Source organism: Bacillus sp. BML-BC051, from assembly GCF_019656175.1.
Lineage (GTDB): Bacteria > Bacillota > Bacilli > Bacillales > Bacillaceae_G > Bacillus_A > Bacillus_A mobilis.
In genome coordinates this window covers 1-18,211 of the sequence record NZ_BPLI01000109.1, presented here as the reverse complement: position 1 = coordinate 18,211, position 18,211 = coordinate 1, and the positions used below count along the sequence as shown (strand labels likewise).

Genomic DNA, 18,211 nt, shown 5'->3' with positions numbered 1-18,211 from the left:
TTAGTTGAGTACCGTCAGCAGTTCAGAAAAAATATGCTAAGTAAAAAATACAATAAACTGTCCATATGGGCAGCTTATTTAGTCGGGTAAGCGGGGGGCATCGCTGCCCCCAACTCCCCTCAGAACCGTACGTGACAGTTTCCCATCATACGGCTCAAGCCTTCTTTTTATCCGATTTCAGTCCCTTTAGTATAGGCAAGGTAAGTGAACTAATTTTAAGTTTAAATTAGACAATATGAGGTGTTGCGGAACAGGCATGTCTTTTACGACTACCTTTTCCCCGTTTTGTAGTGGAGTTTTGCAGATAGCGCAGCGGTAACCTTGTTTTCTAGCCAGCTTCATTCTATCCATCGTGTTTTCCGTATCAAATACCTTACGGTCTCTTTTTTCCCAGTATTCTTTCAATGTTGGGTCATCAGGACTATTTTTGAATTTCACCATGTTGTGTCTCTCAATCTTAATCCATGACATATGTAAGAGTTGGATATTTGTTTTCGGGCAGGTTGGTGTCCAAGCATTTCCACCATGATGTGGATGCCTGTAATATCTTGCATATATCCATTTCCACGACTTCTTTGGATGGAGCTGTCGAAGATGTTTGCCGATTCTCCAATAGATATAGCTATCCATTGTACCAAAGATTTTCTTAGAAACGACATGTTTCCAGTATTGCCCGTATCCTCTGATAATAGGATTAAGCACTCGGATGATTTCTCCGATGGGTTGACCCCTCATGACACGTAAAGTATCTCCAATTTTCTTCTTCGCTTTCTGTCTACTGCCCTTACTTGGTTTGATGAACAGTTTATTCCCCTGTTCAGTTTGGTACTGCCGAATCAAGAATCCTAGGAACTCAAATCCTTCCTCAATATGTGTAACCTTCGTCTTTTCAGGGCTTAATTCCAATCCCCTGTCCTTTAAGTAGGGACGAAGTCTCATATATACAGAGAGTGCTTGTTCTTTTGTCTCCGTTAAGACCACAAAATCATCTGCGTAACGGATAAGGGTAAATTTGCAAGCAGGATTCATAATATAACTATCATTAGCTTTATAGTTTTTCTTGTAAGTAATTCCCAAGGTTTCTTCCATTCCATGAAGGGCAATGTTAGCGAGAAGTGGCGAGATAATTCCTCCTTGCGGAGTACCTTCTTGCGTTTCCGCGAAAAAGCTTTGCTCCATGTATCCCATCTTGAGCCATCGCTTCAATAGTTTTCTTCCTGGGAAGTAAGAAGTTTGTTTGAGTATCCACTCATGGTTGAGATGATCAAAACAGCCCTGAAAATCTCCTTCAAATATCCATTTCTTCTTTGTGCCCCCGTTGATTCTATTGAAAATGCTTCGTATGGCATCATGGGTACTTCGCTTAGGACGAAACCCGTAAGAAATAGCTTCAAATCTGGCTTCCCACTGTGGTTCAAGGGCATTTCGCACTATATTTTGATATACCCTATCCTTTATAGTTGGGATGCCCAACGGTCGCAATTTTCCGTTTTTCTTCACAATGTATATACGTTTTGCTGGTTTTGGTCGGTGTTGTAGCGTATTTAACTTTTTGAGTTGCTCATAGAGAAGATTTCTTTCTCTGCGACTCAAGGCTGTATGTTCATCAACACCTGCTGTTCGCTTTCCTTTATTCTGCTGTGTTACTCGTCTAATTGATAACAGTAAGTTTGCTTCGCTTCTCATGAGTAAGCGTTGAAGTTTTCTTACCTTTCTTTGTTGCTGTAACTGTTCGGCACGGTAAATTCTTTGTCGTAACTTCGTCACATACATCTGAACTGCTTTCCAGTTTGTATACGAGACGTGCGCCGACGCTCGTTCTGAGGTGTTCATAACTGCACGCTCCTATTCGTCAGAAGATAACTTACAAATGTATTTCCATGTTGAAGACCTATAAGAAGTGGGCTCCCTTTCAGGCTTGTCATGGGTTTGTCCGTAAGGACGACAATATCCGCTCAGTTATACATATTTCTATGCTTTCCTGTTTCCTTTCGGCTAGCGGCTTTTGCTTTCTCTTATATCCTTTACCCTCTGCCACATCGTTTGACTTTACAGTCATCCTACTGCTTGCGCAGATGACATAGGGCTTACCAAGTTTCACATTCCACAGATACGACAGGGTTAGGTGGACTCTTTACTCCGGATAAGTTGCGGGATGCAACGCGGCAGTATTATGAGAATGCCTTTCCTCTTATCAAGACCTGGGTAGAGCTGTACATTATCCCAAGCTAACGATTACGAAGCTTACGAGCCTTCACTCTCGTTCACCGTACCTGTCTTCTCCTAGCGGTATTCCGAGTCATGTACAGACTCTCTGTTTCCACATTTCCTCATGCAACCCACGAGCCCGTTACCAAGTCCGCAGTTTCGGATGGAGATAGACTTTGCATCTAATCTAGTAGCAGAAGCTACCCTGTGGGAATGCGACTTCTTGTCGCACCATAATTCTCGTTATGGGAAGTTAAAAGTATTAGTTTGAAACAAAGATGTACTGTTTCAATTCCTTTTTATTTCGCTCTTTATGTGATATATTTATCACATAAAGAGCGAAATAAATCACAAAGGGGATCTTATATGAAAAACAAATTAGCTTACTTAGGGTTTATTGGTTTTTTAGGTTTTTTGGCACCTTTCTCATTTTTAAGTGAAAATTCGTTTTCGCCTCACTACTATTTCCTATTCTTTTTCTTTTTTTTATACGCAAAAGTTATACCAGATGAGCTTTTTATACTGCATGTTCGTATGGCCGCTACAAGGGCATTTTTTGTAACACTAATATTTGGTAGTATACTACTCTTAAGTGTTTCTATTTTTGAAAATGTACATGTAATTCGTTTATTTTTTGGACTTTCAATTTTAATACCGTTAGGAACTTTTCTAATTAATTTAGAAATATTTGAACATAGAGAAAAGAAAGGGATGCAGGATGACGCTGATTACTCGGATGAAAGAATATAGGGTAAAGTTAAATATGTCCCAAGGAGATTTAGCTAATAAAGTTGGAGTTAGAAGAGAAACAATTGGTAATCTCGAAAACGGAAAATATAACCCTTCATTAAAATTGGCTTACGATATTGCAAAAGTTTTAAAAGCACCTATTGAAGTGTTATTTTGGTTTGAAGATTAGTTTAATTCTAGTACAAGCGAATACAAGAGAAAAAATGATGAATGTTCTATTCATTCTCGGTTAACATAACGTCCTATTATCGGTAGCAAGGAAAAAGGAGGAACCTTACTCTCACAAGGGAACCTCCTTTTTTTGTTCTATCAATCTATGCAATTTTTTATACATTCCTATTCTGGTGCGGTTTTAGGGTTTTTGTCTGTTATTGGATTAACGAAAAAACTGTATAAAATCTCGCATACTCTTAGCGTGTTTTTTTCAAAAATGCTGGCGATATCTCACATCCATCAACTTATGAATTTTATAATGTCCTGAAACCAAGAATTTCGCGAGTTTTTAATCCAAGAACGTTAGTTATTTGATCTTAAAAGAACAGCTTTTTCTAAATAAAGGGTAGGGTTAACAAAATCGATACTTTCCGATTTATGGAAAAAATGAAAATGGACTTGGCGTTGTAAATCCACATTTTTGTGGCGCTATCCCATATAGAAATCCATCATTCTCCAGTCCAAAATGTTATGCGATAAAAAAATATCTCGAATTTGAGATAAATTACTTGCTTTTTAATCACTTGAGTTGTAAAGTGATAGTAACGAAAGCGATTGAGTCATATGAAAAACATACACTCACTTGCTTTCGATTAAAAAAACGAAGTAACTTATTCAGTAAAAACTAAGATGAATTTACAAAAACATAATGAGAATAAATTGAAAAGCTAAGAAGCATATTATTTTTTAGATATCACTTGACTAGTAAAATGAAACGGAGGAATTATCAATGTATGAAATTAAAGGGCATCATCACATTTCAATGGTTACAAAAAACGGAAGTGAGAATAATCATTTTTATAAAAACGTACTTGGTTTACGTCGTGTGAAAATGACGGTAAACCAAGATGATCCATCGATGTATCACTTATTTTACGGAGATAGAACAGGAAGCCCAGGTACGGAACTATCATTTTTTGAAATGCCTTTAGTAGGAAAAACGTACCGTGGTACGAATGCAATTACGGGAATCGGATTACTCGTTCCTTCAGAGGAAAGCTTACATTACTGGAAAGAAAGATTTGAGAAATTTGGTGTGAAACATAGCGAAATAACAACATATGCAAATCGTCCTGCTTTGCAATTTGAGGATGCTGAAGGTCTTCGCCTCGTGCTAATCGTTTCAAACGGAGAAAAAGTGGAGCACTGGGAAACGTGGGAGAAATCAGAAGTTCCTGCTGAACATCAAATTCAAGGAATGGGTTCTGTGGAAATGACAGTGCGTAGACTGGATAAACTGGCGAGTACACTAACAGATATATTTGGTTATACAGAAGTTAGCCGAAATGACGAAGAAGCGATTTTCCAGTCTATTAAGGGAGAGGCCTTCGGAGAAATCGTTGTGAAATATTTAGATGGTCCTACTGAAAAGCCAGGCCGTGGTAGCATTCACCATTTAGCAATTCGTGTAAAAAACGATGCAGAGCTAGCTTATTGGGAAGAACAGGTGATACAAAAAGGTTTCCATTCTTCAGGTATTATCGATCGTTTCTACTTTAAAAGCTTATACTTCCGCGAATCAAACGGAATCCTATTTGAAATTGCGACAGATGGACCAGGATTTACGGTTGATGGAGATGTAGAGCATTTAGGAGAAAAACTTGATTTACCACCGTTCTTAGAAGAAAAGCGAGCAGAAATTGAAGCAAAATTAGCACCTATTGAAGAGAAATAATAGAAGAGAAAATAAAATTTAAAACCACTGGGGGAATATAAAATGAACCAATTAAAAGGAATTCACCATGTTACAGCAATTACAAGTAGTGCAGAAAAGAACTATGAGTTTTTCACTCACGTTTTAGGAATGCGTTTAGTTAAAAAAACAGTAAACCAAGATGATATTCAAACGTACCATTTATTCTTCGCAGATGATAAAGGTAGTGCAGGAACGGATATGACATTCTTTGACTTCCCAGGTATTCCAAAAGGAGTACACGGTACAAATGAAATTTCAAAAACTTCATTCCGCGTTCCAACTGATGCAGCATTAGCGTATTGGGTGAACCGTTTTGACCGTCTTGAAGTGGAGCATACAGGAATTAAAGAGCAATTTGGTAAGAAAACTCTTTCGTTCGTTGACTTTGATGATCAACACTATCAATTAATCTCGGATGAATTAGATAATGGGATAGAATCAGGTACACCGTGGCAAAACGGTCCAGTTCCATTAGAATATGCAATTACTGGCTTAGGACCTGTATTTATCCGCATCGCAAACTTTAGTTTCTTTAAAGAAGTGTTAGAAAAAGTTCTATTATTTAAAGAGATTGCGCAAGAAGGAGAATTCTATTTATTTGAAGTAAACGAAGGCGGAAACGGTGCTTCTGTCATTGTAGAACATAATACGGCTCTTCCAGAAGCAAGACAAGGTTTTGGTACAGTGCACCATGCTGCATTCCGCGTAGAAAATCGTGCTGTATTAGAAGAGTGGATTGAGAGAATCGGTAGCGTTGGTCTTCCGTCATCTGGATATGTAGATCGTCACTTCTTCGAATCATTATACGCAAGAGTAGCACCGCAAATTTTATTTGAATTTGCAACAGACGGCCCAGGATTTATGGGAGATGAGCCATATGAAACACTTGGCGAAAAATTATCATTACCTCCGTTCCTAGAGCCAAAACGTGAAGAAATCGAAAAATTAGTTCGTCCAATTGATACAGTAAGAAGCACGAAGGAATTTATTAAAGAGTAACAATAGAGATAGTAAGTAGGAGAGCAAGTAGTTTTAGCTGATCGCTGGAACTGCTTGTTTTTTTATTTGGTCTATAAAATTTTCTGAAAAATGTTTCTCAAGTTTTTAAAATAGAAATATTTGGTATAATTCATTTAAATTATAAATTTTCTGACAATTATTTTTCAATACATAGAAAAGGGGTGGTAATATACAATTTGGATAATTGTATAAATATCCTAATTTTGTAAGTTTGAGAAAAGGAGATGCAGGTGTATGGGAGCAGACGTAGTAACACGGGAGCAAATGAAACATTCTTTAGATGATTGGTATTGTGTAATGTTGCAGCAAAATATAGAGAAAGCCACAGAAATGAAAGAGGAGATTGATAGTAAGATTAGTGGGCTGGATGTGGATCAGGATGTATTGCTTTATCATGCTTTGTTGAATTTTAGGTATCAAGTTTTGAATGATTGGGTTTCCATTAAAGAAGGTAACTTTAATCAAGTAGAATCTTTTGAAGCTCCTCAAGAAGGTGTGCTAGCTTATTATTATCATTTATTTAAAGCGCTTTATTTTAGAATGGTTGAAAATTATGAGGAAGCTAGTAAAGAATTTGAACAGGCAGCAAAATTATTAGAATACATTCAAAATCCTTGTGAAAAAGCAGAATTTAATTATCGTTTAGGTGAATTTTACTACCATACATACCAGCAAGTGAAAGCTATTCACCACATTCAAAAAGCGAAAGAAGAATTTGTAAATCATCCTGGGTACCAAATTAATGTTGCATTATGTGAAAATATATATGGTTTATGTTGCGTGGAATTAAAGCAATTTGAATTAGCAGAAGAAAGTTTTAATATTGCTTTAGATGTATTCCAAAGAGTAAATCATAAAAAGTACGTTCTGATGATTAGAAACAATTTAGGTTGGTTATATGGTACTCAAAATCTATCTGATTTAGCAATTCGACATGCTTCTGAAGTTGCTGAGAAATTACCTAAACATTATAAATCGATTTTTACAGTGGCTGAAGAGTATTGTAAATTGGGTAAAGTTGAGTTAGCGCAAAAATATATTGCGATGGGAATTGAAATATGTAATGAATTAAAAAATAAAGAATTTCAATATCGTTTTATGATATTGGAAGAATTGAATAAGGGCTCTAATGCGAATGAAATAGAGAAAATTGTATTAGAAAGCATTGCGTATTTTGAAAGTAAAAATCTGTTAGAATGTATAAAAGAATACAGTGAAAAATTAGCAATGCAATTTTATGAAGAAGATAATCATATCAAAGCAAGTAAATATTTTTATATAAATAATAAAGCAAATGAAAAATATTTAGAAAAGGGAGCTTTGAAATAATGAAAAAACTTAGTAAAGTAATAACAGGATTAGCACTTTTGGGGACTTTAGCGATAGGCTTAAACAATTCTACTGAATCTAATCAATACGCTAGTCGAGGAGATACAGGTGGAGCGCCAGCAAGACCAGACTATGTAAGTGTCGGGGACGGTGGAGGAGCGCTAGCCAATTTCAATAGAGGAGATGGCGGCGGAGTAAGCCAGCTATAATAACAAAGAAAGGGACTTCAACATGAAGTCCCTTTCTATTTTTAGGTCATGTAGAGAAAAGAATTGACTTACTTTAAATATGTAACTATAATAGTTACAAAATAACCATCACTAATAGAAGTGAGTAATATTTTTTTAATATAATTGTAACTGTTATAGTTACAATTAAAATTAATCATAAAACAACCAAATAATGTAAAAACTTTAAATAGCAACAAGAGAAAGGAGACGGGAATTTGAAACGGTTTAAATTTTATTTCATTAGCGGTATTGTGCTCGTTTTGTTAATCGTATGTAACTTCGTTGATAAGCCGATTGCGAAGGTTGGAGAAGTGAAAAATACTGTTATGATGAAGCTGAATACGAAAGAGAGTATGGCGCAGATTGATGGGCAGACGATTTATTTTAAGCAAATTGGTGAGGGGAAGCCGCCTTTACTTATGCTTCACGGGTTTGGTGGTTCATCTGATGGATTTAGTGATATTTATCCGGAACTTGTAAAGGATCACACGATTATCGCGGTTGATATTTTAGGATTTGGGCGTTCTTCTAAGCCGGTTGATTTTCAGTATTCGTTTCCTGCGCAAGTGAATTTATATTATAAACTAATGAAGAAACTTGGATACGATCAATTCGCAGTACTTGGTCATTCGATGGGCGGAGAGATGTCTCTAAATTTAGCGTATTTATATCCGGATGCAGTAACGCATCTCATTTTAGCGGATTCTACAGGGATAGAATCTTTCCAGCAAAAAGAAAGTTATGAAGTGCCGCCGTTATCGACAGACTTACAAACTGTAACAGAGATTACGGATTATAATAAAAATGCAGTAAAAAATAGTCGCGACGATAAAGAGCATTATGATCAGCTTACGAAAATGAGAGAGCGCCGCATCGCGATGGAAGCAGATAAAATTAAGGTGCCGACTTTAATTATATGGGGACGACACGATAAGAGCGTTTCTTGGAAAAATGGTGAACTGTATCATCAGCTATTTACGGATAGTACGTTCCATATCATTGAAAAAGGATACCACGCACCGTTTCGCCAGGAACCAATAGAGTTTATGGAATATGTACAAGCGTTCTTCGCGAAGAATCCGCAATAAAGTGAAACTTTAATCAGGGGGGTTCTTCATCCCCCACTGATTATCAGCCCTCACCAATCGGACTTTAATGGGCAGTTAATTTTAAGCATAAATCCACTTCTTTCCTCATACAGTGAAACTAATAAGGCTTGTCTAAGGAAAGGAATGAAGTACAGTGGAAACTTTACCATGGTGGGTGTATCTTGTAATCGTAGGGATCGTATTAAGTGGCTACATGGTTTTATATACTTCAAAAAAAGAGCAAGAGATGGATAATGAGTTTATCGAAAAAGAAGGCGAAGTATATATGAAGCGTTTAGAAGAAGAGCGAGAGAAGCGGAACCAGGATAGTGATAAAGATTCGGTATTGCTTTAATAGAAATTTTGAAAGGCTACTACCTAGTAGAACTTTACATCTAGGTGGTAGCCTTTTTTCTTTTTGGGAGCGGGTTATATTTAATATTATATGTATACGAAATTCATCATGAACCTTTATTGATGGTATTTATATATATGTTTCCTCATAAGAATGGAACTAGCGCACTATTTACGGGGGGGGATTAACAATGCATAGGGATGAAACATCATTACATCCTGATACGGGTGTTACGTCTGTAATGTTTGTTGAACGTTCATTAAATGAAATTCGTTTTTGGTCTAGAATCATGAAGGAGCATTCTTTTTTTCTTCGCTTAGGGTTTAGATGCGAGGATACGCAACTAATCGAAGAGGCTAATCAATTTTATCGATTGTTTGAACATATTGAACAAATAGCGCATTCCTATACAAATGAAACAGATCCTGAGCAAATAAAAAGATTTAATGCAGAAGTACAACAAGCCGCAACTAATATTTGGGGATTTAAACGAAAAATTTTAGGGTTAATTCTCACATGTAAATTGCCAGGACAAAATAACTTTCCGCTGTTAGTTGACCATACAAGTAGGGAAGCTGATTATTTTAGAAAACGTTTAATACAATTAAATGAAGGGAAATTAGATGCTCTTCCTGATGCTATTATTAAAGAAAATGTTTTCTTTTTAAGGATTATGGCAGACCATGCTAAATTTATTGGTCATCTTCTTGATCCATCGGAAAGAAAGCTTGTAGATACAGCTCGGAATTTTAGTAATGATTTTGATGAATTGATGTATCAAGCAATTGACTTGGAATCTATGAAGCCACAATCCCAAACAGTCCCTCTTTTAGATCAATTTTTAGATCAAAATCGTGTGTCGGTTACATCTCTTCGGGATTTTAAGAAAACAGCACGTGATTTAATTGAGCAATGTAAAATAAAGAGTATCATTCATCCGTTATTAGCAGACCATGTTTTCCGTGAAGCTGATAGATTTCTTGAAATCATTGATATGTTTGATGTTCATCTTACAAATATTCAATCCCAATCTAGATATTAGAAGATAAGGAAAGATAATATTTTATTTTCAGCTGAGAAGTTAACAGTTTATGGTTAGCTTCTTTTTTTGTGATTAAAATTTTTCTTCGTTTAATAAATTTCCCTTTAAAGACTACATAAATCTCTTTGACCAAATATGTAATTATCTGTAAAATTATATATGGAAAGATTATGAATATACAGGAAATCTATGGATAGTAGATGCTAATAAATTATTTGGGAGAATTTATTAGTTAAGTATATTAACTTGTTTGCACTACATTTTACAAATAAAGGGGTATTAATAATCATGAAAGTAAAGAAATTAGTAAGTTTAGCGTTACCAGTTATGTTATTGAGTGGTTGTATTACAATTGAAACTGATGGTAAGAAAGCTGAACCAAATAAAGAAGAAACACAAAAGATAGAGAAAGAGAGTAAGACTGCTGAAAAAGAGAGTAAGTCAACTGATAGCAAGAAAGAGGATAGCTTATCTGTAGCGAAAGGTGAAGGTACAAATAGTAGTTCATCAAGTAGTCAACAAAGTTCTGCTTCAAATAATTCAACTTCTTCTAGTTCTTCAACTGGTAAGGTAACTGGTTCAGATGTTGAAAGGTACAAGGCAGATATCATAAACAGTGCTACTCAAATTGAAGATACAATGAAGTTAATTGAAGGAATAGCAGATTCAGATGTAAAATCATACAAACAAAAGAAAAGTGAAGTACAACTGAGTTTAGGTGGAGCAAAGGCAACTGCAACGAAACTGAAGAATCTACAAGCGCCTCCTGAATTACAGGGAGAACAAGCGAAGATAAAGCAATCGATGGAACTGTATGCGGATTGTTTCCAACTTCTCTTTGATGCATTAGACCAAGAAGACGAGAGCAAAATGCATCAATCATTAAGTAAAGCACAAGAAGGTTCAAAACTGTTTGAAGAAGCAGCGAAGAGTATCGGTAGTAAAACCAACTAAGAATAAATGACTTAAAGGGGTATGAGGTATGAAAGTGAAGAAACTAATAGCTGCTGCAGTTCCAGTTGCCATATTATTAAGTGGTTGTGTTACAGTGAAAGATTCGGCAAATAAAGAAGAAAAGACAGAAGAAACGAGTAAATCTAAGGCTGCTGAAACGAAAGAAAAATCAACTAATTCGAAAGAAGAAAGTAAAGATGTTCAAAAGGTTCGAGTTTTAGATGAAGATTATGCACAATATTTATTAGACATTGAACAGGATATGTTAAGACGTTTTGATTACTATGATGCTTCTGTAAAAGATTTGAGAAATGGAAGTAAATCAAAAGCTGAGGTATTAGATAGTATTAAAGACATCTATAAAGTATTTGATAAGATAGAGAAGATTTACGCACCGCCAAAACATAAAGAAGACCAAAAAGAGATTGAAAGAGCGACAGGTAAACTAAGAGAAACATTCAGTGAAATAGAGAAGTTATTCAACGATAAAGGCTTCAGCTTAGAGACTGATAAGGAAATCTTAAATAAAGTAAATACAAAACTAGAGGAAGCAAAACGTATTTGGAAACCTACATTCGATAAGTTAAGATCCGAAATAAAAGGTGATACAGCCACAGAAAAATCTAATAGTACAACAAGTACTTCTACACCGACAAACCCAACTACTGGTAGTCAGGCTCAAACAGATAAAAGCCAAGCTAAAACGGGAGTATTTGTAGGTACAGTTGGTACAAGTGAAGAGTTAGGAATTAATTATGGAAACATGGAGAAGAACATCAAAGATGGTACTGAGATTATTGGGAATTGGGGTGTTGATTACGGTAGTGGCGTAAAAACTACGTTAGTACTAAAAGGTGATAAAACATTTGAGTCCTATGCGAATGGTTCTTATCCGAATAAAGATAACTACCTAACAGGAACATATGCGGTAGATGTTCCGTCATTCCAGTTATCCTTAAAAGTAACCAAGGCAGTTAAGGACGGTCAAGAAGTAAAGTTAACAAATGATAGTATGATGTATAAATTACAAAACTATGATGGAAACACATTACAAATTTATCATATGGACGATAATGTTCGTATTCGTTATGCAAAACAATAAATAATTGGCAAAAAACTCTGTAATAAATTTTACAGGGTTTTTGTTCGTTCTAATTGTATTTCTTCAGTAATTTCCCTGGCGCTATCCATATTAGTATAAGTTGAGAAATCAACAAAACGATTTCCTTTTTGGAGAATGATAAGGAGGGTAATCAGAATAGTGATAAGGATTCGGTTTTATTATAATTAGGGGAGAATGGATAACGTATTGTTATCCACTTTTTTATTTCCTAAAATATATCAACGATTTTTCCAATATATCGAATATAAATTGAAATATACCAACGATTTTTTCAATATATCGACTTACCGACACAAAGCGACAATGTTAAGAAGCACGATTATTGTTCGGGAAATTATTATAGGAGCATAGCATATGAAATATACACACTACATAGCACCATTACAACCTGTAACGCAGAAGTTGCACAACTTACGCAATGATAACTCGCTTTACTCTTCATCCGTTATTTGACCATACTAGACGTAGAGAGGTGATAAACACAGTATGATGTTTAGTGAACGTTTAAAAGAAGAACGAGAAAAACGAAATTGGTCGCAACATGATTTGGCTGAAAAAATTCATGTAAGTAGGCAGTCAGTTTCGAAATGGGAGACGGGAAAGAACTATCCGAGCATTGAAATTATTATTCATTTAAGCGATTTGTTCGGTATTACGATTGATGAACTGCTAAGGAGCGATGAAGAGTTGACGCAGAAAGTTATTGAAGATAGTAAACAATTAGCATATCCAAAATGGAAGGTGTTTTTCGAAAGTCTATTCATGCTAGGAGTATTTTTGTTTCTTACCAAAATCGTTGTATGGATGTTAAATAAGTTTGCCGGGGCGAGCATTACACTTGTAGCAGATGCACCATATGTAATGAATTTTTTACCTCTCATCTTAATGGTCATAGGTGGCACTGCTTCTGATAAGTTGAAGAAAATATATAGATAGAGGAAATAATTCCCCGCACTAGCTGTTCTTTCTACTCAAATTGTGTACTATAAAGAATAGACAGGAAGGGGATATAGAATGGAATTTCATGAACAGAAGATTTTGCCGGCAGTGAGGCAAATTAAAGATTTGGAGAAGCTATTACATAGTTCGTATGAGTATATTGTTATTTTAGATATTCATGTTGGTCAATTGAAGAGTGTTGTGTCACTTGCGAAGCAGCATAGTAAAAAGGTGTTTTTACATGTTGATTTGATTCATGGATTACAAAGTGATGGGCATGCGACGGAGTTTTTATGCCAAGAATATAAACCGTACGGGTTACTGTCGACAAAGGCGAGCGTGATTATGAAGGCGAAGCAAAAGGGTGTCGTCTCAATTCAACGCATCTTTTTAATTGATTCTAGCGCGATGGAAAAGAGCTGTAATTTGCTAGAAAAGACGAAGCCGGATTATATAGAGGTGCTTCCTGGTGCGCTAACGGATGTGATTGCTGAAGTGAAAGAGCGTACTGGTGTCCCGATTTTAGCGGGTGGTTTTATTCGTACTGTGCAAGATGTTGAAAGAGCTTTAAGTGCTGGTGCGACAGCAATTACGACATCAAAAAAAGAACTATGGAAACATTACCAAAAAAAGTGACGAAAATGTGAAAAAAATTCTGTTGACACCGCTTTCATGAAAGGTTAACATTATAGACAAGTTAATAAACGTGACGGAGAAAAGAAGAGATCCACATTTCATTGTTTCTATATAAATTTATATAGAAGCGTGCAAAGCTGTGGGTCTTTTTCTTTTGACAAAAACGAATGGCCATTCATTTTACCTCTATCACATTTGGAAGCGTTTAAATTGATTGTGGAGGGATACTATGTCAGCATTTTTAGGAGAGTTAGTAGGGACTGCATTGTTAATCTTACTTGGTGGCGGCGTTTGCGCTGGTGTAAGTTTAAAGAAATCGTTTGCGAAAGATTCTGGTTGGATTGTTATTACAATGGGCTGGGGCTTAGCAGTTGCTATGGCAGCGTATGCAGTTGGATCAATTAGTGGGGCACATTTGAATCCGGCTTTAACGATAGGATTAGCATTTAAGGGAGCGTTCCCATGGAGTGACGTACCAGGTTATATCGCAGCACAAATGATTGGGGCAATTATCGGGGCAGTTCTTGTATATTTACATTACTTACCACACTGGAAAGAAACAGAAGATCCAGGAACAAAATTAGGTGTATTTGCAACAGGCCCAGCAATTCCGAACACATTTACAAACCTTTTAAGTGAAATGATTGGAACATTCGTTTTAGTATTTGGTATATTAGCAATTGGAGCAAATAAATTTGCAGATGGATTAAATCCATTTATCGTAGGTTTCTTAATTGTAAGTATTGGTTTATCATTAGGTGGAACGACAGGATACGCGATCAACCCCGCTCGTGATTTAGGTCCGCGTATCGCACACTTCTTCCTTCCGATTGCAGGAAAAGGCGGTTCGAACTGGAAGTATGCATGGATTCCAGTAGTTGGTCCAATTCTAGGTGGATCACTTGCAGGATTATTCCATCAAGTTGTATTTGAAGGAAAACAAAATGCAGCACTTATTTATGTGATTATTGCAACTGTGATTGTACTAGCAATCTCTTATATGACAAGTAAAAAAAGTGAAAGCAATACAAATAGTAGAAAAGTAGCATAGGGGGAAACCATTATGAAAAAATATATTCTTTCATTAGACCAAGGAACAACTAGCTCACGCGCAATTCTGTTCAATAAAAAAGGTGAAATTGTTCATTCAGCTCAAAAAGAGTTTACACAACATTTTCCAAAGCCAGGCTGGGTAGAGCATAACGCACAAGAAATTTGGGGATCTATTTTAGCAGTTATCGCAACTTGCTTAAGTGAAGCAGATGTAAAACCAGAACAAATCGCTGGTATCGGTATTACGAACCAACGTGAAACAGCGGTTGTATGGGATAAAACGACTGGAAAACCAATTTACAACGCAATCGTATGGCAATCTCGTCAAACAGTTGAAATTTGTGATGAGCTAAAAGAAAAAGGTTATAGCGAAATGGTTCGCGAAAAAACAGGTCTTTTAATTGACGCATACTTCTCTGGTACGAAAGTAAAATGGATTTTAGATAATGTTGAAGGTGCAAGAGAAAAAGCAGAAAACGGCGATCTATTATTCGGAACGATTGATACGTGGCTTGTATGGAAATTGTCTGGCGGTAAAGCGCACGTAACGGATTACTCAAATGCATCACGTACATTAATGTTTAACATTCACGACTTACAGTGGGATGATGAGCTTCTAGACATGTTAACAGTGCCAAAGAGCATGCTTCCAGAAGTACGTCCATCATCTGAAATTTATGGCGAAACAATTGACTATCACTTCTTCGGTCAAAATGTACCGATTGCAGGTGTAGCTGGTGACCAACAAGCAGCATTATTTGGACAAGCTTGTTTCGGTGAAGGTATGGCGAAAAATACTTACGGAACTGGTTGTTTCATGTTAATGAACACAGGTGAAAAAGCAGTAGCTTCTGAGCATGGCCTATTAACAACAATTGCATGGGGTATAGATGGTAAAGTAAACTATGCATTAGAAGGAAGTATTTTTGTAGCAGGCTCTGCAATTCAGTGGTTACGTGACGGAATGCGCATGTTTAAAGATGCAAGTGAGAGTGAAGTATATGCTTCTCGCGTTGAATCAACTGACGGTGTATACGTTGTACCAGCATTCGTAGGATTAGGTACACCGTACTGGGATAGTGAAGTACGCGGCGCTATGTTTGGTGTAACGCGCGGTACGACGAAAGAGCACTTCATTCGTGCAACACTAGAATCTTTAGCGTACCAAACGAAAGATGTATTATGCGCAATGGAAGCAGATTCAGGTATTGAACTAAAAACATTACGCGTTGATGGTGGAGCAGTTAAAAATAACTTCTTAATGAAGTTCCAAAGTGATATTTTAGATGTTCCTGTAGAGCGTCCAGTAATCAACGAAACGACAGCTTTAGGTGCAGCGTACTTAGCTGGTCTTGCGGTTGGATATTGGAAAAACCAAGATGAAATTAAAGAACAGTGGCATATGGACAAACGCTTTGAACCAACGATGGAAGCGGAAACAAGCGAAGAGCTATATGCTGGATGGAAAAAAGCAATTGAAGCAACAAAAGCTTTCAAATAATCATAAACAGTGTTATAATGGTGACAAGTTAATAATTCGGTAGGAGATTTGGAGAGACCACAACGCGCTATAGAGGCGAAATCTATAGCGGAGTTTGTGGTCTCTTTTTTCGTTATCAAAGGGAGGAATTACCATGAAATTTTCAAGTAAACAACGTAAAGACGTATTAAACGGAGTAAATAAACAAGAGTTAGATGTGATCGTAATTGGTGGAGGTATTACTGGTTCTGGTATTGCATTAGATGGAGCAACACGCGGGTTATCAACAATTGTGTTTGAAATGCAGGACTTTGCAGCAGGTACATCAAGTCGTTCAACGAAGCTTGTACACGGTGGTCTACGTTATTTAAAACAACTTGAAGTGAAAATGGTAGCAGAGGTGGGTAAAGAGCGTGCGATCGTATATGAGAACGGTCCCCATGTAACAACACCAGAGTGGATGTTACTTCCGTTCCATACAGGCGGTACGTTCGGATCATTCAGTACATCAATTGGTCTTCGTGTATACGACTTCTTAGCAGGCGTAAAGCGAAGCGAGCGCAGAAAAATGTTTAACCGTGAAGAAACATTAAACAAAGAGCCTCTTGTGAAAAAAGAAGGATTAAAAGGCGGCGGTTACTACGTAGAATATCGTACAGACGATGCGCGTCTTACAATTGAAGTAATGAAAGAAGCAATTGAACACGGTGCGAAAGCTGTTAACTACGCAAAAGTAGACAGTTTCTTATATAAAGATGGAAAAGTATGTGGTGTACGTGTAATCGATTTACTAGACGGAGAAGTATATGAAGTGTACGGTAAGAAAATTGTAAACGCAGCTGGTCCTTGGGTAGATACACTTCGTGAAAAAGATAACTCTAAAAAAGGAAAAGTACTTCAGTTATCAAAAGGTGTTCACTTAGTAATTGATCAAAAACGTTTCCCATTAGGGCAAGCTATTTACTTCGATACACCAGATAAACGTATGGTGTTCGCGATTCCTCGCGGTGGAAAAACATACGTAGGTACAACAGATACGTTCTATGATAAAGACGCAGCTGTACCGCACATGACAACAGAAGATCGCACATACATCATTAATGCGATTAACTACATGTTCCCAAGCGTGAAAATTACAGAAAAAGATGTGGAGTCAAGCTGGGCTGGTGTACGTCCGTTAATTTATGAAGAAGGTAAGAATGCATCTGAAATTTCTCGTAAAGATGAAATTTGGACTTCTGAATCTGGTTTAATTACAATCGCAGGTGGTAAATTAACTGGATACCGCAAAATGGCTGAAATGGTAGTAGACTACGTAACGAACTTACTACAAAAAGAGGGTCATAGTGCATATCCGAAGAGCGATACGAAACATATGCCAATCTCTGGTGGACATGTAAGTGGTTCACACGGATTCCCAGCATTCGTTGCGAAAAAAGCAGGCGAAGGTACGAAATACGGTTTAACGACAGCACAAGCAGAAGAATTCGCGAAATTCTACGGCTCTAACGTAGACGTACTATTCGACTTAGCGAAAAAACATAAAGACGAAGCGAAAGAATACAACATGCCGCTAGAAGTTCTAATCCCGCTTGTATACGCAATGGATTACGAAATGACAGCAAAACCAGTTGACTTCTTCGTACGCCGCAGAGGCGCTGTATTCTTCAATATCCACTGGGTATACGAGTGGAAAGAAGCAGTAATCAACTACATGGCTGCGAAACTAGGCTGGAGCAAAGAAGAGCAAATGAAATACACAGCAGAATTAGAAAAAGCATTAACAGACGCTGTAATTCCTGTAGATCAACAAGAACAGGCGGCTGCGTTAGCGTAAAAAGAGAAACACCTGAAGGAGAGCCCTTTAGGTGTTTTTTCTCTTGACTAAAAATAATTAGAATGTGTTACAATGATGATAGAGTATATAATATGAATTTTGCATAAAATAAAGAAGACAGAAGCCTGAGAAACTTCTGCCTTTGTAACCTAACTTACTATTGTGGTGGTAGTAGGTGCGGTTATAAGACAATTACATTAACGTTTTAGCCGAGAACCGCCCTTACCTTTTCCACGAAGTGAACCGCACCCAATTTGT

17 protein-coding genes are annotated in these 18,211 nt (G+C 36.8%); 16 read left to right on the top strand and 1 reads right to left on the bottom strand.

All coding sequences use genetic code 11. From position 1 onward, the window contains the following. Window positions 1-186: 186 nt before the first annotated feature. Complete coding sequence (ltrA, locus tag K5S59_RS28860; protein WP_001097732.1) at window positions 187-1,833, bottom strand: group II intron reverse transcriptase/maturase; 1,647 nt, start codon at window positions 1,831-1,833, stop codon at window positions 187-189. Between the two features lie 741 nt (window positions 1,834-2,574). Here ltrA and K5S59_RS28855 point away from each other — a divergent pair. The 16 genes from K5S59_RS28855 (at window position 2,575) to glpD (ending at window position 17,953) form a co-directional block, all read left to right on the top strand. Next, entirely contained in the window at window positions 2,575-2,958 is a 384-nt protein-coding gene (locus K5S59_RS28855) for a DUF3796 domain-containing protein (RefSeq protein ID WP_000791539.1), read from the top strand. Next, window positions 2,927-3,127, top strand: a complete 201-nt coding sequence (locus K5S59_RS28850; RefSeq protein ID WP_000172689.1) for a helix-turn-helix transcriptional regulator — start codon at window positions 2,927-2,929, stop codon at window positions 3,125-3,127. The genes K5S59_RS28855 and K5S59_RS28850 overlap by 32 nt, the downstream gene beginning before the upstream one ends. Before the next feature lie 774 nt (window positions 3,128-3,901). Then, complete coding sequence (locus K5S59_RS28845) at window positions 3,902-4,846, top strand: ring-cleaving dioxygenase (protein ID WP_000273002.1); 945 nt, start codon at window positions 3,902-3,904, stop codon at window positions 4,844-4,846. Window positions 4,847-4,888: 42 nt separating this feature from the next. Then, window positions 4,889-5,866 carry a ring-cleaving dioxygenase gene (locus K5S59_RS28840; RefSeq protein ID WP_120449631.1) on the top strand — a complete coding sequence of 326 codons (978 nt, stop codon included), beginning with the start codon at window positions 4,889-4,891 and terminating at the stop codon, window positions 5,864-5,866. 255 nt (window positions 5,867-6,121) lie between these two features. Continuing rightward, the gene (locus tag K5S59_RS28835; RefSeq protein WP_000500574.1) at window positions 6,122-7,216 is read left to right on the top strand and encodes a response regulator aspartate phosphatase; all 1,095 of its coding nucleotides are present in this window, start codon (window positions 6,122-6,124) and stop codon (window positions 7,214-7,216) included. Beyond that, window positions 7,216-7,425 carry a Phr family secreted Rap phosphatase inhibitor gene (locus tag K5S59_RS28830; protein ID WP_098258320.1) on the top strand — a complete coding sequence of 70 codons (210 nt, stop codon included), beginning with the start codon at window positions 7,216-7,218 and terminating at the stop codon, window positions 7,423-7,425. Before K5S59_RS28835 ends, K5S59_RS28830 begins: the two co-directional genes overlap by 1 nt. A 236-nt stretch (window positions 7,426-7,661) precedes the next feature. Beyond that, on the top strand, window positions 7,662-8,534 hold the full coding sequence (locus tag K5S59_RS28825) for an alpha/beta fold hydrolase (RefSeq protein ID WP_098146519.1): 873 nt from the start codon (window positions 7,662-7,664) through the stop codon (window positions 8,532-8,534). A gap of 154 nt (window positions 8,535-8,688) precedes the next feature. Next, a complete protein-coding gene (locus K5S59_RS28820; RefSeq protein ID WP_000449229.1) occupies window positions 8,689-8,889 on the top strand; it encodes a sporulation YhaL family protein in 201 nt (66 codons plus the stop codon). A 190-nt stretch (window positions 8,890-9,079) separates the two neighbouring features. Continuing rightward, the gene (locus tag K5S59_RS28815) at window positions 9,080-9,931 is read left to right on the top strand and encodes a DUF2935 domain-containing protein (protein WP_000554482.1); all 852 of its coding nucleotides are present in this window, start codon (window positions 9,080-9,082) and stop codon (window positions 9,929-9,931) included. Between the two features lie 288 nt (window positions 9,932-10,219). Continuing rightward, window positions 10,220-10,885 (top strand): DUF7018 domain-containing (lipo)protein, encoded by a 666-nt coding sequence (locus tag K5S59_RS28810; RefSeq protein ID WP_000865196.1) that lies wholly within the window; start codon window positions 10,220-10,222, stop codon window positions 10,883-10,885. A 28-nt stretch (window positions 10,886-10,913) separates the two neighbouring features. Continuing rightward, window positions 10,914-11,987 (top strand): DUF3994 domain-containing protein, encoded by a 1,074-nt coding sequence (locus tag K5S59_RS28805; protein WP_120449633.1) that lies wholly within the window; start codon window positions 10,914-10,916, stop codon window positions 11,985-11,987. A 507-nt stretch (window positions 11,988-12,494) separates the two neighbouring features. Further along, window positions 12,495-12,944, top strand: a complete 450-nt coding sequence (locus tag K5S59_RS28800; RefSeq protein WP_098258322.1) for a helix-turn-helix domain-containing protein — start codon at window positions 12,495-12,497, stop codon at window positions 12,942-12,944. Window positions 12,945-13,022: 78 nt separating this feature from the next. Beyond that, window positions 13,023-13,583 (top strand): glycerol uptake operon antiterminator GlpP, encoded by a 561-nt coding sequence (gene glpP, locus K5S59_RS28795; protein WP_000394296.1) that lies wholly within the window; start codon window positions 13,023-13,025, stop codon window positions 13,581-13,583. 229 nt (window positions 13,584-13,812) lie between these two features. Further along, window positions 13,813-14,634, top strand: a complete 822-nt coding sequence (gene glpF, locus K5S59_RS28790) for a glycerol uptake facilitator protein GlpF (RefSeq protein WP_001272205.1) — start codon at window positions 13,813-13,815, stop codon at window positions 14,632-14,634. A gap of 12 nt (window positions 14,635-14,646) precedes the next feature. Next, window positions 14,647-16,137, top strand: coding sequence for a glycerol kinase GlpK (glpK, locus tag K5S59_RS28785; RefSeq protein ID WP_000760000.1), 1,491 nt, complete (start codon window positions 14,647-14,649; stop codon window positions 16,135-16,137). Window positions 16,138-16,270: 133 nt separating this feature from the next. After that, entirely contained in the window at window positions 16,271-17,953 is a 1,683-nt protein-coding gene (gene glpD, locus K5S59_RS28780) for an aerobic glycerol-3-phosphate dehydrogenase (RefSeq protein ID WP_000672826.1), read from the top strand. Window positions 17,954-18,211 lie beyond the last annotated feature (258 nt).